General features: G+C 32.7%; 21 protein-coding genes and 2 riboswitches. Of the genes, 1 reads left to right on the forward strand and 20 read right to left on the reverse strand.

Features of this window, described 5'->3' with window-relative positions; all coding sequences use genetic code 11:
• Positions 1-23 precede the first annotated feature (23 nt).
• From IUY40_RS11795 to IUY40_RS11835, 9 genes are all read right to left on the reverse strand, one after another.
• Positions 24-1,025, reverse strand: coding sequence for a homocysteine S-methyltransferase family protein (locus IUY40_RS11795; RefSeq protein WP_195737068.1), 1,002 nt, complete (start codon positions 1,023-1,025; stop codon positions 24-26).
• Positions 1,026-1,325: 300 nt separating this feature from the next.
• A riboswitch (SAM riboswitch) is annotated at positions 1,326-1,438 on the reverse strand.
• Positions 1,439-1,841: 403 nt separating this feature from the next.
• Positions 1,842-2,894 carry an NAD(P)/FAD-dependent oxidoreductase gene (locus IUY40_RS11800; RefSeq protein WP_195737069.1) on the reverse strand — a complete coding sequence of 351 codons (1,053 nt, stop codon included), beginning with the start codon at positions 2,892-2,894 and terminating at the stop codon, positions 1,842-1,844.
• Positions 2,895-2,997: 103 nt separating this feature from the next.
• Positions 2,998-3,579: a bifunctional precorrin-2 dehydrogenase/sirohydrochlorin ferrochelatase gene (locus IUY40_RS11805; RefSeq protein WP_195737070.1), complete on the reverse strand. Its 582-nt coding sequence runs from the start codon at positions 3,577-3,579 to the stop codon at positions 2,998-3,000.
• Positions 3,579-4,355 (reverse strand): uroporphyrinogen-III C-methyltransferase, encoded by a 777-nt coding sequence (gene cobA, locus IUY40_RS11810; RefSeq protein WP_195737071.1) that lies wholly within the window; start codon positions 4,353-4,355, stop codon positions 3,579-3,581. The genes IUY40_RS11805 and cobA overlap by 1 nt, the downstream gene beginning before the upstream one ends.
• Complete coding sequence (locus IUY40_RS11815) at positions 4,348-6,438, reverse strand: nitrite/sulfite reductase (protein WP_195737072.1); 2,091 nt, start codon at positions 6,436-6,438, stop codon at positions 4,348-4,350. The genes cobA and IUY40_RS11815 overlap by 8 nt, the downstream gene beginning before the upstream one ends.
• Before the next feature lie 121 nt (positions 6,439-6,559).
• Positions 6,560-7,804 carry a GTP-binding protein gene (locus tag IUY40_RS11820; RefSeq protein ID WP_195737073.1) on the reverse strand — a complete coding sequence of 415 codons (1,245 nt, stop codon included), beginning with the start codon at positions 7,802-7,804 and terminating at the stop codon, positions 6,560-6,562.
• 139 nt (positions 7,805-7,943) lie between these two features.
• Positions 7,944-8,843, reverse strand: coding sequence for a sulfate adenylyltransferase subunit CysD (gene cysD, locus IUY40_RS11825; protein WP_195737074.1), 900 nt, complete (start codon positions 8,841-8,843; stop codon positions 7,944-7,946).
• A gap of 103 nt (positions 8,844-8,946) precedes the next feature.
• Positions 8,947-9,657, reverse strand: a complete 711-nt coding sequence (locus IUY40_RS11830; protein WP_195737075.1) for a phosphoadenylyl-sulfate reductase — start codon at positions 9,655-9,657, stop codon at positions 8,947-8,949.
• A 25-nt stretch (positions 9,658-9,682) separates the two neighbouring features.
• Positions 9,683-10,585, reverse strand: a complete 903-nt coding sequence (locus IUY40_RS11835) for a sulfite exporter TauE/SafE family protein (protein WP_195737076.1) — start codon at positions 10,583-10,585, stop codon at positions 9,683-9,685.
• Between the two features lie 269 nt (positions 10,586-10,854).
• Between IUY40_RS11835 and IUY40_RS11840 the strand changes: the two genes are divergently transcribed.
• The gene (locus IUY40_RS11840) at positions 10,855-11,637 is read left to right on the forward strand and encodes a sulfite exporter TauE/SafE family protein (RefSeq protein WP_195737077.1); all 783 of its coding nucleotides are present in this window, start codon (positions 10,855-10,857) and stop codon (positions 11,635-11,637) included.
• 35 nt (positions 11,638-11,672) lie between these two features.
• Here IUY40_RS11840 and IUY40_RS11845 read toward each other — a convergent pair whose 3' ends face one another.
• The 11 genes from IUY40_RS11845 to IUY40_RS11895 form a co-directional block, all read right to left on the reverse strand.
• Entirely contained in the window at positions 11,673-12,083 is a 411-nt protein-coding gene (locus tag IUY40_RS11845; RefSeq protein ID WP_195737078.1) for an Rrf2 family transcriptional regulator, read from the reverse strand.
• 151 nt (positions 12,084-12,234) lie between these two features.
• The gene (locus tag IUY40_RS11850; RefSeq protein ID WP_195737079.1) at positions 12,235-13,407 is read right to left on the reverse strand and encodes an aminotransferase class I/II-fold pyridoxal phosphate-dependent enzyme; all 1,173 of its coding nucleotides are present in this window, start codon (positions 13,405-13,407) and stop codon (positions 12,235-12,237) included.
• A 163-nt stretch (positions 13,408-13,570) separates the two neighbouring features.
• A complete protein-coding gene (locus IUY40_RS11855; RefSeq protein WP_195737080.1) occupies positions 13,571-13,996 on the reverse strand; it encodes an OsmC family protein in 426 nt (141 codons plus the stop codon).
• Between the two features lie 38 nt (positions 13,997-14,034).
• Positions 14,035-15,378 carry an ankyrin repeat domain-containing protein gene (locus IUY40_RS11860; RefSeq protein WP_195737081.1) on the reverse strand — a complete coding sequence of 448 codons (1,344 nt, stop codon included), beginning with the start codon at positions 15,376-15,378 and terminating at the stop codon, positions 14,035-14,037.
• Between the two features lie 7 nt (positions 15,379-15,385).
• Positions 15,386-15,943, reverse strand: a complete 558-nt coding sequence (locus IUY40_RS11865) for a hypothetical protein (RefSeq protein ID WP_195737082.1) — start codon at positions 15,941-15,943, stop codon at positions 15,386-15,388.
• 34 nt (positions 15,944-15,977) lie between these two features.
• On the reverse strand, positions 15,978-18,392 hold the full coding sequence (gene thrA / locus IUY40_RS11870) for a bifunctional aspartate kinase/homoserine dehydrogenase I (protein ID WP_195737083.1): 2,415 nt from the start codon (positions 18,390-18,392) through the stop codon (positions 15,978-15,980).
• Between the two features lie 17 nt (positions 18,393-18,409).
• Positions 18,410-19,381 (reverse strand): alpha/beta fold hydrolase, encoded by a 972-nt coding sequence (locus IUY40_RS11875; protein ID WP_229335524.1) that lies wholly within the window; start codon positions 19,379-19,381, stop codon positions 18,410-18,412.
• Positions 19,382-19,461: 80 nt separating this feature from the next.
• A riboswitch (SAM riboswitch) is annotated at positions 19,462-19,570 on the reverse strand.
• 188 nt (positions 19,571-19,758) lie between these two features.
• Positions 19,759-19,962, reverse strand: a complete 204-nt coding sequence (locus IUY40_RS11880) for a hypothetical protein (protein WP_195737084.1) — start codon at positions 19,960-19,962, stop codon at positions 19,759-19,761.
• Positions 19,963-20,604: 642 nt separating this feature from the next.
• Entirely contained in the window at positions 20,605-21,705 is a 1,101-nt protein-coding gene (locus IUY40_RS11885; protein ID WP_195737085.1) for an aspartate kinase, read from the reverse strand.
• Positions 21,706-22,033: 328 nt separating this feature from the next.
• Positions 22,034-23,326: an O-acetylhomoserine aminocarboxypropyltransferase/cysteine synthase family protein gene (locus tag IUY40_RS11890; protein ID WP_195737086.1), complete on the reverse strand. Its 1,293-nt coding sequence runs from the start codon at positions 23,324-23,326 to the stop codon at positions 22,034-22,036.
• Positions 23,327-23,387: 61 nt separating this feature from the next.
• Entirely contained in the window at positions 23,388-23,576 is a 189-nt protein-coding gene (locus IUY40_RS11895; RefSeq protein WP_195737087.1) for a hypothetical protein, read from the reverse strand.
• Positions 23,577-23,811: the final 235 nt, after the last annotated feature.

Consider the following 23,811-nt stretch of genomic DNA (forward strand, 5'->3'; position numbering starts at 1 on the left):
TTAAATTAATAGTTTATAAATTACTACTCTAATACCGGCGCTACCCTCGGTTTATAATCCTTAGCTACTTCAGCAATTAATCGGATGTGATCCGGAGTTGTTCCGCAACAACCACCGATGATATTGATTAAATTATCTTCTAAATATTCTTTGATAAATGCCTGAGTTTGCTCAGGTGTTTCATCATATTGTCCGAATGCATTTGGTAATCCTGCATTTGGGTGAGCCGAAACATTAAAACTTGTATGTTGTGCTAATGTTTTTAGATATGGTTTCAACAAATCGGCTCCTAGAGCGCAATTGAATCCTACGCTTAATAGTGGAATATGCGATACCGAAATCAAGAATGCTTCAACCGTTTGTCCTGAAAGTGTTCTTCCTGAGGCATCGGTAATGGTTCCTGATACCATGATTGGAATTTCGATATTACGATCTTCTTTTACTTCCTCAATTGCAAAAAGTGCTGCTTTTGCATTTAATGTGTCAAAGATGGTTTCTACCAATAGTAAATCACAACCTCCATCCATTAAGGCTTCTACTTGTTGTTTGTAAGCAATTCGTAAATCATCAAATGTTACGGCTCTGTATCCTGGGTCGTTTACATCTGGTGACATGCTTGCTGTTCTGTTTGTTGGCCCTATCGAACCTGCCACAAAACGTGGTTTATCTGGTTTTTTGGCTGTAAATTCATCGGCTACTGCTCTCGCAAGTTTAGCCGATTCGAAGTTTAATTCGTAAACGTACTCTTCCAAAAAATAATCGGCCATACCGATTGTAGTTCCCGAGAATGTGTTGGTTTCTACGATGTCGGCACCCGCTTCAAAGTAAGCGGCATGGACATCGCGGATGGCGCCGGGTTGTGTTATCGATAGTAAATCGTTGTTTCCTTTTAGGGGATGTGGAAAATCTTTGAAACGCTCTCCTCGAAAATCTTCTTCAGAAAAATTATAGCGTTGCAACATCGTTCCCATTGCTCCATCAAGGATTAAGATATTTTTTTTTATTGCTTCTTGAATTGTTGACATTTTTTTTTATTTTCTTGCTATAACACTAAGGTACAAAGCTTTTATTAAATATTACCGAAAATTCACTATCATAGCTTTTTAGCTCCGATTACTTCACTTAATTTCTATTTTCATAGGAGTTCAGTGAACACGTTTAAAGCGTCATCCTTTTTTCTGGTGTTCAGAAAATAAGATATAGCGGAAAGCGAGAATGTTATGGGCAAAAATGCGCCAATAATTCGCTTCTGATACTGAAATTTCATTCAGTTAATATCGATAAGTTTTTCAAGAAAAGTTTTGAGAAATACATTGCTGTATTATGTGTTATCTATCTTTAATACTGTAAATGTATAAAGTAGAATGTAGCACCTTCTTTATGATAAAGGGTTGCTAAGGTTTCAATGGGTCTATCCCTCCGCCTTTCGTGATAACTTTCAATAAATATATGAACAGTGCAAAGTAAAGACATAGAGTCTACAATTGCAAGTGTTTTTAAAATATTATAATATTCTAGGTTCCTAAGCGTTTTAGGCTTAAAGTTTAACATCAAAAAAATTAAAAATAAATACTAGTAAACTTAAAGACAAATAACATTCTTATACGGCTGAAGTTCAATTGTTTTTAATTTATAGCCCGCGATTTCAAACGTGGGATACGGATCGTAATGATATATTGCATTACAATGGTTGAAACCACTGGTCATATTTTTAAATATTCTTAAAGATATTAATGTGCAATAAAACGCAAATTATCCTATGTTATTTTAAAAAAGCCCAAACTAAAATAGTTTGAGCTTTATATAAAAATCTTATAAACTTAGTAGCTTAGAACCTCAGACTAAACAATCGCCTTAACAACAGCTTTTGGAGCTTCTTTACGAGTTCCGTCAAATCCGTCTACACCTGAAACGGTGGTATATTTAAGCACATATTTTTTACCTGGATTGATAATTTGATATGCAGCCTGACACATTAAAGTTGCCTCGTGGAATCCACAAAGAATCAATTTTAATTTTCCTGGGTATGTATTAACGTCTCCAATTGCGAAGATTCCCGGAATATTGGTTTGATAATCTAATGCATTATTTACTTTTATTGCATTTTTCTCGATTTCTAACCCCCAGTCTCCTATTGGTCCTAATTTGGGTGTCAATCCGAAAAGTGGAATAAAATAATCCGTTTCGATAGTTCGGTTTGCTCCATTTTCTTCGATAACAAGCGACTCAATATGCTCTGCACCATTGATTCCGATAACCTCAGCCGGAGTAATTAATTTAATTTTCCCAGCTGTTTTTAATTCTTGTACTTTTTCTACTGAATCAAGCGCTCCTCTAAATTCATTTCTACGGTGAATTAAAGTTACTTCTGAAGCTACATTTGAAAGGAATATACTCCAGTCTAAAGCTGAATCTCCTCCTCCTGCAATTACAACTCTTTTATCTCTAAATTTTTCTGGGTTCTTAATGAAATATTTTACTCCTTTATTTTCATAAAACTCAATATCTTCAATAAGTGGCTTACGTGGTTCAAAACTTCCTAAACCTCCTGCAATAGCAATAACTGGCGCATGAAATCTAGTTCCTTTATTTGAGGTTACAATAAAACTTCCGTCTTCTTGTTTCTCGATTGTTTCTGCACGTTCTCCTAATGTATAACCTGGTTCAAATTGCTTAATTTGCTCTTGTAGGTTATCGATTAAATCTCCTGCTAAAACTTCTGGAAATCCAGGAATGTCATAAATAGGTTTCTTTGGGTATAATTCTGAAAGCTGCCCACCTGCTTGTGGTAAAGCATCTAATATATGGCATTTTAATTTTAATAATCCTGCCTCAAAAACTGCAAATAAACCAGTTGGACCAGCTCCTATTATAAGTATGTCTGTTTTAATCATTCTATTGTTGTTTATAATCATTCTTAATAAATACAAAGAAACAAATAATTTAAACTATTTTCAATGATTTTTATCATTGATTTCTTTCTTTGCTCAAAAAAATCTATTGTGTGTTTTTTAGTGAAGCTGTAATCTCATTCATTCTTTTAACCTTGTCTTCAAAATCGCCTTTTAAGGTTTTCCTATAGTCATTTAGGTTTTCAACCATTTTATTAATATCTTCAGGAATAACTTCTTCGAAAAATTCCCGAAGTCTTTTAGCTGTTGTTGGTGATTTTCCATTAGTAGAAATAGCAATCTTTACATTTCCTTTAGTTACGATTCCACCTAAATAGTAGTCACATAAATCAGGCGTATCAGCAATATTGCAAATGAGATATCTCTTTTGTGACAAATCATATATCCTTTTATTTACTAACAAGTCGTCAGTACATGCAATAACCATATGCCGTTTCTTTAGCATCTTTTTCTTAAACTTTGATTCAGTTAATATAATCGAAGAATGTTTTTCTGCTAAAGCTTTAATATCAAGATGGAAGTGTGGAGCGACAACCTCAACATTGGCATTGGGACTTGATTTTAATAAAAAAAATAGTTTTTCTAATCCCACATTTCCACCTCCTACAATAAGCACATTCAACTTGTGTAGTTTTAAAAAAATAGGATATAATTCGTTTCTTTCCATTACAATTGGATATTGTTTGATACAAATTCCTCGTAAAACCCTTTTAACTTACTGCTTTCTCTAACTACTTCTCCAATGATAATGATCGCTGGTGAACCTAGTTTGTTTTTGGTCGCTATTTGCTGAATTGTATTTATAGTTCCAAATCCTACTTTTTCTTCTGGAGTAGTTCCGTTTTGAATAATCGCAATCGGAGTTTCTCCTTTTAATTCTTTTTGGAACAAAGCAACAATTTGTGATAGTTTACTCATCCCCATCAAGATAACTACTGTGGCTGATGATTGTGCTGCAAGAGCCACATCTGATGATAATTTCCTATCTGATGTTGTTCCTGTAATTGCCCAAAAACTCTCCGAAACTCCTCTTTTGGTTATCGAAATTCCCTGATATGCTGGAACTGCTATTACCGATGAGATTCCAGGCACAACAAATGTAGGGATCCCAAAGCTCTCTACATATTCTATTTCTTCGCTTCCACGACCAAATACAAATGGATCTCCACCTTTTAGTCGTACAACATTTCCATAAGTTAATGCATTATCAACTATCAATTGATTAATCTGGTCTTGTGTATAAGCATGATTTCCTATGCGCTTGCCTACAAAAATTCGGATTGCTTTTTTAGGCGCATACCCCAAAATTTCTTCATTTGCCAAAGCATCATACAATACCACATTTGCTTCAGCAAGTGCTTTTACACCTTTTAAAGTTATTAAATCGGGGTCGCCTGGACCTGCTCCGACTAAAGTTACTTTTGGTTTTACTGTATTAAGCATTAGCTAAATCTTTTGCTCTATATTTTTCAATCGTATCAAAAAATAAAATTCCTTCTTGAATGTATTGCTTTGCAAATGCTTCTGAAGGTTCTACTTTATTAATTTGATATACTAATTCTCTAAATGTTGTTGGCAATTCAATTTTAGAAGTTGCTACAAAAATAGTATCAAACAAGTCAACAATTCCTGCATGATTGTTTGTTTTTTCATCTTCTGAAAGCAACAATGCTTTGGCACCATTTACAAATCCTGCGTAAGTATGGTAAATAGCATCTGACCATTTATTTTCGTCGAATGATTCTTGTGCGAATGTTAATTTATCTTTTGCTTCTAATAATAAAGTAGCTACTAAATCTATGACAACTCCAGCACATTCACCTACTCCAACTGCTTTTACGTAGTTATCGGCATTACCCCAATCTACAAAATCAGCTTCGGTTAAATTGGTTACATCTGCAAAAGGTTTTAAAATCTCATAGAAATATTTTTCGCCTTTTGCATCATAATAATTCAGAAATTTTTCTCCGTTTGCATTGGCATCAAAATCATTTAAGATGGTACGCAATGCATCTGGTCCTCTACGGCTTGGGATTTTGATTACTTTATCAGCAAAACGACCTGCTCCATTTCCTAATTTTCCTCCTCCCAATAAAACTTGTAACGCTGGCGCTACTAATTTTCCTGAGTTGATTGACATTCCCTGAAACCCGATTGCTGACATATTGTGTTGTCCACAAGCATTCATACAACCACTAATTTTTATTTCGATTTCATGGTTATTACTATATTGCGGATATTCGGCATTTAAAACTTTTTCTAATTCTTCGGCAATTCCTGTACTACTAGCAATTCCTAAGTTACAAGTATCTGTACCTGGACAAGCTGTAATATCGGCAGTTGAATTATATCCTAAATTTACAAAACCAAGCTTTTCTAATTCCTGATAAAAGAAGGGCAGATTCTCTTCTTTTACGTGACGTATTACAATATTTTGACGCAATGAAAAACGCAATTCGTTGGCTGCATAATTTTTAATTAAATCAGCTAATAATCTTGCTTTATCAGTATAAAAATCTCCTAATAATACTTTAATCCCGATAGCATAATAACCATCTTGTTTTTGAGCAATTACGTTTGAATTCTTCCACGCTTCATAAGCTGCTGTATCTTCAATAGTAACCGATGGAACGGTTAATAATGGTTCTGGAATTGGTGCATCAAAAGCAGTTGTATCAATTTCATACGTTTCAAAAGCGATTGCTTTTTTCTCTTGTTCAACCAAATCCATAAATGTATCTCTACCTATTTCTTTGATTAAAAACTTTAAACGTGCTTTCATTCTTTTGGCACGTTCTCCGTATCTGTCAAAAATACGAATCACACCTTCTGCCGTTGGAATAATTTGGTTAGCAGGAACAAATTCCGAAAGTAATTCGGCATGTGCTGGTTGCGAACCTAATCCTCCACCTAACATAATTTTAAATCCTCTTTCTCCATTTACAATTTTCGGGATAAATCCTAAATCATGTAAATAACTCAAAGCAGTATCTTCATCTGATGATGAGAACGAAATTTTAAATTTACGTCCCATTTCCTGACAAATAGGATTTCTTAACAAGTACTGAAACAAAGCATGTGCATAAGGCGAAACATCAAATGGTTCGTTTACATCTACACCAGCCAATTCACTTGCAGTAATATTACGAACGGTGTTTCCACAAGCTTCACGCAAGGTAACATCATCCTTAGCTAAATTTGCCCAAAGCTCTGGAGTTCTGTCTAAACTTACATAGTGTATCTGAATGTCCTGACGTGTTGTAATATGCAAACGTCCAGTAGAATATTCATCAGAAACTTTAGTAATACGTACTAATTGCTCACTGGTAACTTTACCGAAAGGCAATTTAATACGAATCATTTGAACGCCTTCCTGACGTTGCCCGTAGATTCCACGCGCTAAACGTAGGCTACGGAAACGTTCATCATCAATTTTTCCTCCACGGAATAAGTGAATCTTTTTTTCTAAATCGATAATCTCCTTTTGAACTATCGGATTTTCTATTTCTGTTCTAAAACTTTCCATTTTTGTTTCTTGCTTTTCCCTCCCCAACCCTCCCCGAAGGGGAAGGAGTAAAAAACTGGAGAATTAATATATATTTTTAACTAGACTCATAATCATTCCCCTCTTCGGGGGTTAGGAGGATTTACCTAATAAATCCTACTCCTGCAGTTGTATTGGTTGCGGTATCAATCAGGATAAAAGCTCCGTTTGATTTATTATCGTTATAGGCATCAAAATATAAAGGCTTGCTTAATTTAATACTTACTTCTCCTATTTCGTTTATTGCTAACTGAGTTGCTGGTGTTGTACCTGAATAATCGGTTGCGATTGTATTCTTGATACTTTCTACTTTTGCCAAAACTCTGTTTGTATTATGCTGAACGATGTATTTTGTTCCTGGAACTAACTTTTTAGAATCCATCCAACAAACTGTTGTCGTGATGTCTTTCTCAATTTTTGGAAGCTCCGTAGATTTTACAATCATATCTCCTCTAGTAACATTGATATCATTTTCTAGTTCAATTGTGATTGATGAACCTGCAATTGCTTCGTCAAATTGTTTGTCAAAAAAGTGAATATTCTTTACTTTAGATTCTGTTAATGAAGGCAAAACTGTTACTGCATCTCCTACTTTAATAGAGTTTCCGTATAATTTACCTGCATATCCTCTAAAGTCATGGTACTCTTCTGTCTTCGGGCGAATAACCGTTTGAACCGGAAAACGTGCCTGTCCTTTTTCAAAAACATCTGTTGGCTCTAAAGCTTCTAAATGTTCCAAAACAGTTTGTCCGTCATACCATTTCATATTTTCTGATTTATCAACTACGTTTCCTCCGTTGATTGCACTTAACGGAATGTAACTTACGTTTTGTTCCTTGAAAGTACTTTTGGCATTTAATGCCTGAAAATCGGCTTTGATTTTATTATAAACCTCTTCTGAATAATCAACTAAGTCCATTTTATTAATCGCCACAATTACCTCTTTTACTCTCAATAAATTATTGATAAAAAAATGACGGTATGTTTGCTCAATTACTCCTTTTCGAGCATCAATCAAAATAATTGAAACTTGCGAAGTCGAAGCTCCTGTAACCATGTTACGTGTGTACTCTACGTGACCTGGGGTATCGGCAATGATATAACTTTTTTTAGCCGTCGAAAAATAAATATGCGCTACATCAATAGTGATTCCTTGTTCTCTTTCTGCTACTAATCCGTCAGTTGCCAATGAGAAATCTAGGTAATCGTATCCTTTTAATTTGCTGCTTTTTTCTATTGCTTCTATTTTATCTGTAGTCAATGACTTTGTATCATACAATAACCTCCCGATTAAAGTACTCTTTCCGTCATCTACACTTCCTGCTGTTGCTATTTTTAAAACTTCCATTCTATATTTTTTGTTTCAGGTTTAAATTTTTTATTTAAAGTTTAAAGTTGATTCCCTTTGAACTAAAGTTTAAATCTGAATGTTTTGTTTTCTTGACTCTAACTTTTAATTAATTCTGAATTGCATTTATAATTTATAATTAAAAATACCCTTGTTGTTTTCTTTTCTCCATTGCTGCTTCAGAACGTTTGTCATCAATTCTGGCTCCTCTTTCAGAGATTGTCGATGTTCTAATCTCACCCACAACTTCATTAATTGTTGCTGCATAAGATTCAACAGCAGCTGTACAACTCATATCTCCAACGGTTCTAAAACGAACGATTCTTTCTTCAATTTGCTCATCTTCTTCTTGATACACATAAGGAGAATGCGACCAAATTAATCCGTCTCTCAAGAAAACTTTACGTTTGTGTGAAAAATAAATAGATGGGATTTCAATTTTTTCTTGTTCGATATAACTCCATACATCTAGTTCTGTCCAGTTTGAAATTGGAAAAACACGTACGTTTTGTCCATTTTCAATTTTTCCGTTTAGAATATCAAATAACTCTGGACGTTGATTTTTCTCATCCCATTGTCCAAAATCATCTCGAACTGAAAAAATACGTTCTTTAGCTCTTGCTTTTTCTTCATCTCTACGTGCACCACCAATACAAGCATCAAACTTAAATTCTTCGATAGCATCCAAAAGTGTGATTGTTTGCAAGCTATTTCTACTAGAATACTTCCCTGTTTCTTCTACAACTTTTCCTTCATCGATAGCATCCTGAACATTTCTTACGATTAATTCTAATCCTAACTCTGCTACCAATTTATCTCTAAATTCTATTGTTTCAGGAAAATTATGTCCTGTATCAATATGCAATAGTGGAAAAGGTATTTTTGCAGGGAAAAATGCTTTTTGTGCTAAACGTACTAAAGTAATTGAATCTTTTCCTCCAGAAAAAAGTAAAACTGGTTTATCAAACTGGGAAATTACTTCTCTAAAAATGTATATTGCTTCGCTTTCTAAAGCATTTGTTTTTAATACTGAACTCATTGTTTTTTGTTTCAAAGTTTAAAGTTTAAAGTTTCAGGTTTCAGGTTTTAACAACCTCATCTAAAAAAATTTTAACTATTAATATATTCAATCCTCTTACTCTCTATTCTTTCTTAGCGCTGTGTAAACCACATTCCTTATGGCTAGATTCCCACCACCATCTTCCAGCTCTAATATCTTCGTCTGCTAAAATTGCTCTCGTACATGGTGCACAACCTATGCTTACAAACCCTTTTTTATGTAATGCATTTTGCGGCACGTTGTGCTCTTGTAAATAATCCTCAACTTCTTGCAATGACCATTTTAATAATGGGTTGAACTTTATTATTTCGAAATTTGCATCGTATTCAAACAATTGCAAGTCATTTCTATTCTCTGATTGTTCAGCTCTTAAACCTGTAATCCAAACTACGTTTCCTGCCAAGGCTTTTCTAAGAGGAACGACTTTACGGATAAAGCAACATTCTTTTCTGTTCTCGACTGAGTCATAAAAGCTATTTGGTCCTTTTTCTTTTAATAAACTCTCTACTGCTGTTGCTTCTGGAAAATAAACTTCAATCTGTTTCTTATATTTCTTCAATGTCTTATGAAAAACATCATACGTTTCCTGAAATAATCTTCCTGTATCTAATGTAAAAATGGTAATATCAATATTGTTTTTAGCAATAAAATCGGTAATTACCTGATCTTCCTGACCAAATGAAGTCGAGAAAACTACTTTGTCTTTATATTCATTAGCTAAAAACGTCAATGTTTCTTCCAAAGAAAAGTCTTTCGTTTTAGCTAATAAAGATGTAATATTTGTTGCACTCATATTCTTTTTTTTTCCTAAAAAATTATTACAATAATTTAGATAATGTTTTTAAACTCAAAAGGATAATTAATATTCCTACTGCTACCATCATTGGTTTTCTTTTTATTTTATTTACTAAAAAAGCAGCTAGAGGAGCAGCAATTACGCCACCCAAAATCAAACCTATAATAACTTGCCACCCGTGGATTCCTCCGAAAAGCATAAATGTTACACCACTTGCAAATGAAACTGCAAATTCTGCTGCATTTACTGATCCAATTGTATAACGTGGATTTCTTCCTCTTCCTAACAACGTTGAAGTTACAATTGGTCCCCAACCACCACCTCCAACAGCATCCATAAAACCTCCAAAGGTTGCTAAGATTCCAAGACGTTTCGTTTTCTTTTTAATTATAGTTTTATTTAATGCTTTTATAATAATAATTACTGCCAACACTATCATATAAACTGCGATAAATGGTTTTATAACATCTCCATCAATTACATCTGATAGTAAATAAGCTCCTATAATCGAACCTAAAACCCCTGGAATCAATAAATTCTTAACCAGTTTTTTATTTATATTCCCAAACTTATGATGTGATATCGCCGATGCTCCTGTTGTAAACATTTCTGCTACGTGAACACCTCCACTACTAATTACTGGAGAAACTCCATAAGCTAATAAAAAAGAGGTTGATGTTGCTCCATAACCCATTCCTAACGTTCCATCTACTAATTGTGCAAAAACACCAATTAAGAAAAATATTAAAAATTCCTGATCAAATCCATCTAGGAAACCTTGCCAGGAAAAATCTGCATGATGATTATAAATCAGTACCAAAATTAAACCCAACAATAAACTAGCAGGAATTATAACCCATAATTTTTTTGAAAACGATTCACCAGATTTTATTGCTACGGCATCTAACTTCAGCTCTTTCTCCATACACCTAATTTATTCTTTTAATTTTAAAATCTATTACCCTATCGGGTTAGTAGATTACAATGCAAAATTACTACTTATTTCTAAATATCAAAATAATATTTGATTTTTTTACATCTCTAATTATCTATAAGTTACATAAAAAACAATCTAGTATTCCTCTTAGTCTATTATAAATCAATTTTTACTGGCTTTTTGTGATATTTTTTTTAAAGTCTACCACATCTATAGGATTATGAAATTATATTGTTATTTTTACGCAAATTTTATTTATGGATTTTCAAATAGGTCTTGTAGTTGCTGGTTTAATCGTTGGTTTTATAGTAGGATTAACGGGTGTAGGAGGTGGGTCATTAATGACCCCTATTTTATTATGGTTTGGAATTCCACCAACAAAAGCAGTTGGTACCGACTTACTATATGCTGCTTTTACCAAAATGGGAGGCGTATTTGTACATCATAAAAAAGGGAATATCAACTGGAAAATTACAGGTTGGCTTACCTTGGGTAGTGTTCCTGCTTCTTTACTTACTTTATGGATTTTAAATAGTATTAAAACAGATACCACAACTATAAATGCAGTAATAAAATATAGCTTAGGTTGGGCATTACTTTTTACATCCGTCGCTATTTTATTTAAAAAGAAACTATTAGTACTTTCTCAAAAACATGCTGGAGATAAATTTCATAATGAAAGTAATACTCAAAATGTGTTAACGATTGCTATTGGGGTTTTATTAGGCGCAACAGTAACACTTACTTCGATTGGAGCAGGTGCATTAGGCACTGTTACTTTATTCTTTTTATATCCGCTCTTACCAACACCTCGTTTAGTAGGAACTGAGATTGCGCATGCTGTACCTTTAACTCTTGTTGCTGGAATGGGACATGCCTCAATGGGAAATTTAGATTTGATGCTTTTAGGTCAACTATTATTAGGTTCCCTTCCAGGAATTTACGTAGGTAGTATGTTGAGTGGAAAAGTCCCTGATCTGCTTCTTAGAAATGCTATTGCTATAATGTTGTTTATTGTAGGATATAAATTGATTTTCTAAAACAAAACTTTTTCATAAAAAAAGCACGATATTGACTAAAACGCAATATCTGCCAATGAGTTATTCTCTAAAACTTTCAAAGTATTATCTCTAACTTGTGTCATTAAACGTCTTGCCGCACAAGTAGTTTCATCATCGCAATCATCACATTTTTCATAAAAATTATGACTTGCACATGGTAATAATGCAATTGGTCCTTCGAGAATACGATATACTTTGGCCATACTGATATCTTTTGGATCTTTTATCAAGTAATACCCTCCGCCTTTTCCTTTTTTGGCTCCGAGAAAACCAGAGTTCCTTAGTAACAACAAAATACTTTCCAAAAATTTTATCGAAATCTGTTCGCTTTTAGCAATTTCAGCAATTTGTACAGGCTCGTTATTTTCTCGCCTAGCCAAAAATGTTAAAGCCTTGATTCCGTATTTAGTTTTCTTTGAAAGCATTTTTTTATTTTAGATTTTAGAATGTTTTTCTGCAACAAAAATATACTTTTTGAATGAAGAATTACAAAAGAATAAAAAATGATGATTAACGATTTAATTTCTGACCAAATATCTGAAATTAAAAAATCGTTAATCATCAATCAAGAAATCCTTATGAAAGTGCTTGCTCCAAATCAGCAATTACATCTTTTACTGTTTCTAAACCAACAGAAACACGCACTAATCCTTGTGTAATACCAACTGCCAGCTGATCTTCTACAGACAATTTACTATGAGTAGTTGATGCAGGATGCGTAACAATTGTTCTTGTATCTCCAATATTAGCAGATAGTGAACATAATTTTATTTTATCTAAAAATTTTCTACCAGCTTCTATTCCGCCTTTTATTTCAAATGCAATAATATTACCTCCTAAAAGCATTTGCTTTTTGGCGATTTCATATTGCGGATGCGATTTCAAAAACGGGTATCTTATGCTGTTTACATTTGGATGTGCTTCTAGAAACTCAGCAACTTTAAGTGCATTCTCGCAATGTTTCTCCACACGCACAACTAATGTTTCTAAGCTTTTTGATAAAATCCAAGCATTAAATGGTGATAAAGCTGGTCCTGTATTTCTCGAAAACAAATAAATTTGTCTGATTAAATCTTCTCTCCCTACTGTTACTCCTCCTAAAACACGTCCTTGACCATCGATTAATTTAGTAGCAGAATGTACTACCAAATGTGCTCCATGTTTTATAGGCTGTTGAATATATGGCGTTGCAAAACAATTATCGATAATTAAAATCAAATTGTGTTTTTTTGCAATTGTTCCAAGTAACTCCAAATCGATTACATCGACACCAGGATTTGTAGGCGACTCAGCATATAATATTTTTGTATTTGGTTTAATAAAACTCTCAATAGTTTCTGGTTTATTAATATCAAAATATGAAGTCTCAATATTCCATTTTGGAAAATAAGTTACAAACAACGCATGAGTTGAACCAAAAACACTACTCGCAGACACAATATGATCTCCCGCATTTAATAAAGCTGCAAAAGTAGAATATACTGCTGCCATTCCTGTTGCAAAAGCATAGCCAGCTTCAGCACCTTCCATTTTACAAATCTTATCTACAAATTCAGTTGTATTTGGATTACTAAAACGACTATAAATATTTCTGTCTTTCTCTTCTGTAAAAGAAGCTCGCATATCTTCGGCATCTTCAAATACAAAACTTGATGATAGGTATAATGGCACCGAATGCTCTAAATACTGTGTTCTTTCTAATTGTGTTCTTATGGCTTGGGTTTCAAAACCAAATTCTTGTTCGTTCATTTTTTTTGTTTTTTGTAAAGAGCTATTACACAAAGAGTCTCAAAGGGAGCGCAAAGATTCGCTAAGTCTCTTGATACAAACTTAAACTCAACAGTTCTTTTACTATTTTATAATAGCTAGCCAAAGAATTATCTCATTCTCTAATTGACTAATTTTCTAATTCTTATAATTCCTCATTGTTTAAAACCACTTTGTATTTTATTGTGGCTGTTGGCTCGACTGTTTTACCAACTGAACAGTATTTATCAAAAGAAAGTTGTGCAGCTCGTTGTGCTTTTTCTGGATTGATATCTCCTTCTAAATAAAAAACCACAAAGATTTCTTTAAAAGGTTTGGCTTCTCCAATTTGAACACGAGTTCCTTCGACCTCAGCATTAAATGAAGTGATTTCCTGACGTTGTTTCTTCAAAATCGAAATCATATCAATAGCGCTGCATCCTGCAACTCCCATCAATACTAATTCCATCGGGCTTGCTCCTAAATCGCTTCCGCCAAATTCGGCTCTGCTGTCTACGTCAACTACATGGCCACGCTCATTTTTGAGTTTAAAATGAAATGCGTCGTTTACTCTGTTTAAGGTTACTTTCATAGTATTCTATTCTAGGTTATTTTCTTTTTTTTCACAATCTATTCAAAAAGACTTAAAATCTTTTTATCACCAGTTCTATCTGCTGATTCCTCGGCATACATTTTTGCTGTTTTCCCATAAACATCTACACCATCTTTACTTGCACCATTTTCTATTAAAAGGCTGGCAATATCTACTGTGTTAAATTGAGCCGCTTTCATCAAAGCTGTTCTTTTATCATTGTTTATAAAGTTGACATTTGCACCTTTATCAATCAATAATTTTACAATTTTATAGCTTCCATTAAAACTGGTTAATGAATAATAAAGAACACTTTCTCCATTCGGATTTTCGATATTAACATCAGCACCATTATCTATTAAATAAGCCGCAATTTCATCCTTAGTATTAAATCCTGCTTCAAACAATGGCGGAATTCCATTCATGGCTTTTCTTTTATTAACATCTGCTCCATTTTCAACCAAAAACTTTACTTTTTCAATACTTCCGCTATATACAGCATCTACTAAAGGGACATTTTTATTATTTACTATAGCCCCTTTACTTACCAAATAACGAATTAATGCTACATCTTGAAAAGTATTCCCAGCAGCAAACTCTAAAGCTGTATAACCACTATCTGATTCAAGATTTACATTGCCTCCTTTTTTAATAATCTTTTTAACGGATGTTGTATCATTTTTTCTACATGCCCACATTAATGGTGTTTGTTGATGTTTTGGGTCTACAAAACGAACATCACCCCCTAAATCAATGATTCTATGCGCAATAGTAGATTTAATACTGTCAGAATAAAAAGCTTCCATCAAAACTGATCTCCCCGTTTCTGTAGAGAACGTATTTAAATCAGCTCCTTTATTAATTAATTTTAATGACAAATCATTCAAGTCATAAGCCAATGCCCATTGTAATGCACTCATCCCGCTATTATCCTTTCCAATATTCACATCTGCACCATTTTCTAACAACAGCAAAGCAATTTCTTCGTAGTTATTAGCACAAGCCAAAAATAAGGCACTGTGCCCAACCGCATTTACTGCGTTTACATCTGCCTTTTTTGATAAAAGAAATTTCGCAACTTCAGCTTTATTATGAAAAACAGCATACATCAAAAGCGTCCAGTCTTTATCTGATCTGTTTTCTTTTCCTTCCTCTCTACTGCCTCTGGTATAGCCTTTGCATCTTGCATTAGGATCTCCTCCTTTATCAATATATTGCTTTACTTTTTGTAAATCACCTTCTTTAATTGCTTCAACAGCTTCCTTAGATCCATACACAAATGCTATTTTAGGAACAACCGTTGCTGGTTTTTCTTTTTTACATGATATTATAAAACCAATACATAATACTATCAATACTATACTTTTGTTTAGATAATTCATATAAATCTTATTTGTCCTTTTTATCTAATTTACCCCAATATTCTAAAACTTGCTTTTTAGATTCTGCATCTAAAGAATTAAAATTAGGAGAGAATTTATCTATTTTAAAATCATCTGAAACACTGGATTCAATCGTGTAAAATTGATCTTTTTGCGAAAAAATTAAATGAACGGAATGTTGTTTAAAATCAGCGTCATAAAGTCCGTAAATAAAAAGCGCATCAACACTCTTGTCTTTATTATAATCTCCAAAAGCTTTTCTGCTTCCCCAAGCCGAAATGATTCCGTTATGGTTTACTTCAAGAATAGATTTTACTTCCCATTTATGATTAACTTTTGTAAATCTTTGAAAATACATTTTATCAGGATTTGCATTTTTTTCAATCTTAGAAAAAATAAATACATTATCCTCGTTTTCTGGAGAGTTAACCTCATCTATTTGAATTGCCCTAACTCCTTTGTATGGGAAAATTTCTTGGGTATAACTGTCTTTGTTTCTAATAATATTCGAAACTTGGGCAGTAATAACATTTGTAAATAATAAAAATAAAAGAAGTTTTTTCATCTTTTTGATATATGTTTTTTATGGGTTTCGTAAACTATTCTTTATCTGATAATCTCAAGATATCTCCAAAGACACCTCTTGCTGTTACCGCAGATCCGGCTCCGGCTCCTTGTATTACGATAGGTCTGTCTCCATACGATTCTGTATAAATTTCAAAGAAAGAATCAGATCCTTTTAATCCTCCCAATGCTGTATCCGAAGGTACCGAAACTAATTTTACTTCCAAAACTCCTTTATCATTTTGTAAATCACCCGACAACTCCCCTATGTATCTTAATACATGATTTGGCTTTTGATCCTTTTTTATCTTGTCATAAACTGGATCAAACTCTTTTAATTTAGTCAAGAAATCAGTAACGTTTCCTTCACGTAAATGTTCTGGAATTAAATTCTGAATTGAGATTTCTTCAAATTCATTTTGCAAATCTAGTTCTCTAGCTAAAATTAGTAATTTTCTGCCAACATCATTACCACATAAATCCTCACGTGGATCTGGTTCTGTATATCCGTTGTCAATTGCTTCTTTCAGTATATCGCTAAACGGAGCGTCTTTGGCAGAAAAATTATTGAATAAATAACTCAACGTTCCAGAGAAAACTCCTTTTATTTTGGTAATATTTTCACCTGAAAGGTGTAATAATTTTATAGTATCAATTAATGGTAATCCTGCTCCAACATTGGTTTCATACAAATAATTCTTTTGATTGTCTGCCAATGCTTTTCTTAGCTCTTTATAAAAACCATAACTAAGTGTATTCGCTACTTTATTTGATGAAATCAAGTCGAAACTACTCTCTATCAATGAAATATAATTTTCAACAAAAGTAGCACTTGCCGTATTATCAATAGCAATTAAATTTTCTAAGTGATGCTCATTTGCGTAAGCGATAACATCATTGATTGTGTAAGCAACTCCATTGTTCTCAATATCTTTTTTCCAATCTGCAGTAACTCCTTTTTTATTTAAAAGCACTTTTTTAGAATTGGCGATAGCAAAAACATTCAGCTTGATGTCTTTACGTTTTTCGATACTTGCTGCTGAAGCCAAGATTTGGTTTATCAAAGTTCCACCAACTAATCCGTGACCAAAAACGGCAATATTAATTTTCTTTGAAACTCCAAAAATCTCTCCGTGAATTACATTAAGTGCTTTATTTAGTTCTGATTTTTTAACTACCAAACTCACGTTTTTACCCGTAACAGTATTATTAAACAAAATCGGAACAATTTTATTTTTGATTAAAGCCGTGTATGGCTTATGGAACGTACTTAAATCCTGTCCTATTATCGAAATTACCGAAACATTATCGGTTACTGTAATCTGGTTAACATCTTTAGAATAAAAATCGTTTTCAAACTCTTTTTCTAATTCTATCATTGCTGTTGTTGCTTTATCTGTTGCAACAACAAGCCCAATCCCTCTTTCTGATGAACCTTGTGAAATGATACTAACACTAATATCATTATCTCCCATTACTTTAAAAATACGAGCATCAACACCTGCTTTACCAAGTAATCCACGACCTTCAAGATTAACTAATGATAGGTTTTCTAACACCGATAGTGTTTTAATTCCTTCTTTAGCTGAATCTGACGTAATTAATGTTCCTTGATTTTCATGATTGAAAGTATTTAAAATACGAAGCGGAATACTTTTTTCGATTAACGGGATTATCGTTTTTGCATGCAAAATAGTAGCTCCAAAATTGGCCAACTCATTTGCTTCATTAAATGATAAATATTCTATTTTTTTGGCATCACTTACTAAATCTGGATTTGCAGTATATATTCCATCAACGTGTGTAAAATTCTGAAGCTCTTCGGCATCTAAATAATTTGCCAATAACGAAGCAGTATAATTACTTCCGTTTCTACCTAGAGTGGTTGTATCGTTATTATTGTTTGAACCTATGAAACCTGTAACAACATTTACAGTAGAACCATTATGTTGTTTAAAATAGTTGATTACATTTTTCTTTGATAATTGCTCCAAAAGTTGTGCATCACCAAATTTAGAATCTGTTTTAAGTAACTCTCTTGAATCGGCAAAATTTGCAGGAACTCCTTTTTCGATTAAAATTGCTGTCAATAATTTAGCCGAAAGTAATTCTCCTTTTGAAAGGATTTGATCTTTTATCTTCTTGCTATAATCTCCAATTAAACTAACGCCTTCAAAAAGTTTATCCAAAACATTAAACTCTTCCGAGAAATCTACGTTTGAATACTCTGAAATCTGGTATGTTTTAAAACTTTCTAATAATGGTTTGTAATTTCCATTTTTAGAAGCAATTGTCAATATATCTTCTAGCTCATCTGTTGCGTTCCCACGAGCAGAAACAACTACGGCAATTTTCTCGCCTTGATTTATTTTATCAATAATTATCGAAACTACTTTATTTAGTCCTTCTCCGTTTGATAATGATTTACCTCCAAATTTTAATATTTTCATAGTATGTGTGTTGTATTTTATGTTGCTCTAAAAATAGATGCAAGCAAATTATCTAATTGTTTGTACTCGATTAAAAAAGCATCATGTCCGTGAACAGAATTTATTTCGCTATAAGAAACATTTTCTTTGAACTTTTTTAATTCCTGATAAGTTTCCTGATTTTCCTTTGCAGTAAAAAACAAATCCGAATTAATTCCTATGATATGAATATCGGCAGTTGTTTTTGATAGTAAAGTTTTAAAATCAGCAGTATTTCTTGTAATATCAATTGTTTTAAGCAACTGATTCATTAATTTATATGATGAGATTTGATACCTTTTTTGCAATTTTTTCCCATGATGACCTAACCAACTTTCTACATTAAAAATTGCCAATTCTTCATTTTTGGTTCTCTGAAATTTTTCTTTGAAAGAATCTGGCGAACGATAGCATAACATCGCATGTATTCGCGCATCTTCTATTGGTCTTGAAGAATTGTTTAGGATTTGCTCTTGCAAATAGCAATTTGCAATCAACCAATCGGTTGCTTTCCAGTCGGTTGCAATAGGTATTAAATGTTTAGTAATTTGGGGTTCTAATGCCAGTATTTCCCATGCGATTCCGCCACCTACAGAACCGCCTATAATTGCATATAGCTGATTGATTTTTAAAAACTCAATACCTTCTATAAAAATTCGAGCTATATCTCTGGCTGTAAAATCAGTATGATTTTCAATAGAGGTGTCATTAAATCCATTTCCTGGAACATTAAAGGCTAGAATTGTATATTTAGCAGTATCAATGGTTTTAGTATCGCCAATCAAGTCATTCCACCAGCCATTTTCGCCCGTAACCTGAGCATTTCCTGTTAATGCATGATTTACCAAAACTATAGGCGCCGTGTGTAACGGTAAACCAAAAAGTTCATAACTTAGGTTAATCGTTGCATACGAAGCACCACTCTCAGTGATAAAATTGCTTAATGTAATCGGGTTGATTTTATTTTCCAATTTCAAATCTTTTGTAATTTTTGATTTGTACATGGAAATATTAAAAAGAAAAAACTAGAGCCAGGCTAGAGAAATTCTTTGTGTTATCTTTCCACGTTGGGCGTGGTAGAATGCAGCACCTTCTTCGATTTTACCGAAGGGTTGCTAAGGATTCATAGGGTCTAATCCCTCGTCCTTTCTTTATAACATTTCAATACGTTTTTGAACTTAATGGCACAAATTAACTACTATTTTCTTAAACGACCAAATTTTTTATTCATTTGATTTTAGTTCGTTTACAAAATAGTTCAAACAAAACAATCACGTACAAGCATCCGCTGGACATATATATCCAGAAAAAATTTATTGTTGGGTTGTATTTTATTTAAAGTTTTAATTTAAATAAATAATGTTTCATTCTCAGTAGAGTACATCAAGAAAAGTAAAGAATTAGGTGCTTTTTTTCCTGCCGTCTCATCTGTAGTTTCCATCCCAAATCTTGGATGTGCCAACTCATTTGTTGTTTGAATGATTATACTTTTTTTAGTTCTAAAGAATTTAAAGAATCCGAACCTTTTTGCTAAGTGATTTTTTGTGCTCATAACGTGAGTTTTTATAATTGTTTATTTGTGTTTGTTATTATTAAATGAATCTCAAAGTCCAAAAAAAAACCCTTTTGATAATTATACCAAAAGGGTTTAAGTCGTTTAAACTTATTATACTTTTGGAAATCAATGGACGCGTACGCAAATAAGCGCGACATTCTGCATCATCTTAAACTTCGAGTTATTATTCATTTTAATAGTATTGTTATTTATCATTTTAAAAATTTCAATATTTGTAATCTAAAAAAAAACCTCCCAAATTTATCGGGAGGCTTTGCTATATAATTTTATAGATATAATTTTAAGCAATAGACTTCCCTACGGATTTCTCCGACATGACCTTATTAATTTTACAAATATTAAAATTCATTTTTTGGTATCTTTTTGGTTTAACAAATATGCGACGTTTTTTCGAATTAACCAAGTCGGAATCCATATTTTAATGATAAAATCACGTTAAATTTGCATTTAAAAACAAAAAAACGACGAAATGTTACTTTTTTTCGACGAAACACTCCGAATGAGTTATAAAATTAACACTCAACTGTTTAAAAACTTTCTTCACTAAACATAAATTTCAAAGAACATCTAACTTTAAATCAAAAAAAAATTGAATATAAAATTCAATTTCAAAAATTTCTAAGCCCAAACAGCTTCTTTATTTTTTATTTTTTCAGCAACTTTTAGAATGTCTGTTATAACTCCTCTTGCTATAGCTTCTTTTCCTGCAGCTGCACTTTGAATAACTATCGGAATGTTTCCGTAAGATTGTGTGTAGATTTCAAAAATAGTGTCTGAACCTTTTAGCTGCCCAATTGCTGTTTTGGTAGATTCTGAAACTAATCTGACTTCTAACTTATTTTCCAAAACATTATACTCCCCAACATATCGTAAAACATGATTATCGGATTGTGTAATTTTTGCGATTTTAAAAGACTTATCCAGTAGTTCTTTATTCAATACTCGTTTTGATTTTTCATTTAGCCCATATTGATTATGATCTAAAAGTGGTGTTGTTTTTATATCTGAGAATTCAAAATCCTTCCCAATCTCTCTGGTTAGGATAAGTAATTTTTCGGCTGCATCATTACCAGATAGGTCTCCTTCATAATCTGATGTTATTAGCTGAAGCTTTTCGGCATCTTTTAGAATAGTAGAAAAACAAGTGTCTTCTGATGAAAATCGATTAAAGACATAACTTAATGAATCTGAAAAAACGCCTCTTATTTTGGTTATTTTTTCTCCCGAATTGTATAAATCCCTAATCGTTTGTAATACTGGAAAACCTGTATCTACAGAGGTTTCGTATAAAAACTCTTTATCATATTTCTTAAGGTTTTCTCTTAATTCTCTATAAAAGTATATTGGCAATGTATTGGCCTTTTTATTTACTGCCACGATATTAAATCCGTTTTGAACTAAAGGAATATAATGATCTATTAATTCATCACTTGCTGTTGCATCTACAGCAATTAGATTTTCGAAAGCGTTTTCTTTTGCAAAAGCAATAATATCATCCACTTTAAATGGAATTGCGAGATGTACAAAATTAGCTTCCCAGGCATTCTCTGCGCCTTCCTTTTCAAAAAAGGCCAATGTAGAATTGGTTATAATAGGAAACCTCAAATCAATGCTTTTATTTTCGCTAAAAAATGTTTGGCTTTCAATTATCTGGTTTATTAAAGTACTGCCAATATTTCCTATTCCAAAAAGGATGATGTTTATTTTAAGCTTTGACATAATTTTTATTTTTATTTTAAATAGATTCAAGAAATTACCGTCTAAGCATAAATATTATAAAATCAATTTAAACACGAATTTCACAAATTGACACAAATCTTAGTGGGTAAGTTAGTTTGTGAAAATTAATTTCACGAACGAATTAGTGCCAATTCGTGAAATTTGTGTTTATTTTTTATACTTATGTCGGGAAGGCAACTCAAGAAATATGGTTTTGAACTTTTTATAGTGTTCATTCTTTTAATGCTTGGTATTTTTTGAAAACTACCTTTAACCCTGCTCACGTGGTTAAAGGCAATTTTTCTAACAAAAAACAAAAAAACCAATCTTAAGCCAATTGAGTACTTTTAATACTCTTAAATACTGATTGTAAATCGGCTATTAAATCGTCTATATCTTCGATCCCTACAGAAAGTCGAATCAAGTCTTTTGAAACTCCTGTCGAGAATTGTTCTTCTTCTGATAATTGTTGGTGTGTAGTACTTGCTGGATGAATAATCAATGATTTCGTATCACCAATATTGGCAAGAAGTGAGAATAATTTCGTTTCATCAGCTACTTTTTTAGCAGCTTCAAAACCTCCTTTTAACCCAAAGGTTATGATTCCGCTTTGTCCTTTTGGCAAATATTCTTGCCCTAAATCATAGTATTTATTCGATTTTAAGCCTGGATAATTTACCCAAACTACCTCATCTTGTAACTCTAGCCATGATGCTAGTGCCAATGCATTTTCGCTATGTTTCTTAATACGAATTGGTAATGTTTCTAATCCCTGAATGATTTGAAAAGCATTAAACGGACTTAATGCCGAACCAAAATCACGTAATCCTTCTATACGTGCTTTGGCAATAAATGCAGCATTTCCTAATGCTTCATTATAAACTAATCCGTGGTAACCTGCAGATGGCTCAGTAAACTCAGGAAATTTTCCGTTTGCCCAATCAAAAGTTCCTGCATCGATAATGGCTCCACCTAAAGAAGTTCCGTTTCCTGAGATATATTTGGTCAGGGAATGAATTACAATATTAGCTCCATACGCTATTGGATTAAGTAAATATGGTGTTGGAACGGTGTTGTCAACAATAAATGGAACTTTGAATGCTTTGGCTTCTGCCGAAATTGCTTTCAAATCCAATACATCTAATTTTGGATTTCCTAATGACTCTACAAAAAACACTCTTGTATTTTCCTTTGAAGCTTTAGTAAAATTTTCAGCATCTGATGGGTCTACAAATGTGGTTGTAATTCCCAATCTTGGCAGAGTAACTTTTAATAAATTATAGGTTCCTCCATATAAACTATTTGATGCTACGATATGATCTCCTGCTTTAAGCAATGTTAATAAGGTTGTTGCAATTGCCGATGCGCCCGATGCTGTTACCACAGCTCCTATACCGCCTTCTAATGCAGCAAGTCGTTGTTCCAGAACATCATTTGTAGGGTTATTTAATCGTGTATAAATAAATCCTGCTTCGGCTAGACCAAATAAATTGGCTGCATGATCAGAATTATTAAAAACATAAGAAGATGTTTGATAAATAGGAACTGCTCTAGTGCTTCCGTTTTTAGTTACATCATGTCCTGCGTGTAGTGCGTTTGTTGCAAATTTTTGTGTGCTCATGGGTTGTGTTTTTTAATTAGTTAAAAGATTGTGTGTTTATATTTCTTAATTATTTTTCTGTTTATATAAAAAGATCTTCATCTTCGTGGGCATACATTTGAAACAATAATGAATTTGACTCACTCGAGTATAATTCTCCTTTTATTTCGATTGTATTATTTCTGTTGGCTTGTATTATACCAAAGATTCTTTTGATATCTGTTTTCAATAAAGATTGAATTGCTTTTGAAATTTTATAGAATGTTTTCATGATTTAAAATTTTAATTATGGAATAAAAAAAAGCCCTTTCGGATGGCTACCAAAAGGGCTTATAGTTTTAACTATAACAAAGATTTTATCTTTCACTTTTGGCAATAGCAAATTGGGATGCACATTTGCATCATCTTACAACACATTATCATATTATTTGCTATTGTATTCATTTTATAAATTTGTTTTATCTGTTTTTATTAATTCTACTAATTTGATAGAGTAAATATAATAA

This window comes from Flavobacterium sp. ALJ2, assembly GCF_015594725.1.
Lineage (GTDB): Bacteria > Bacteroidota > Bacteroidia > Flavobacteriales > Flavobacteriaceae > Flavobacterium.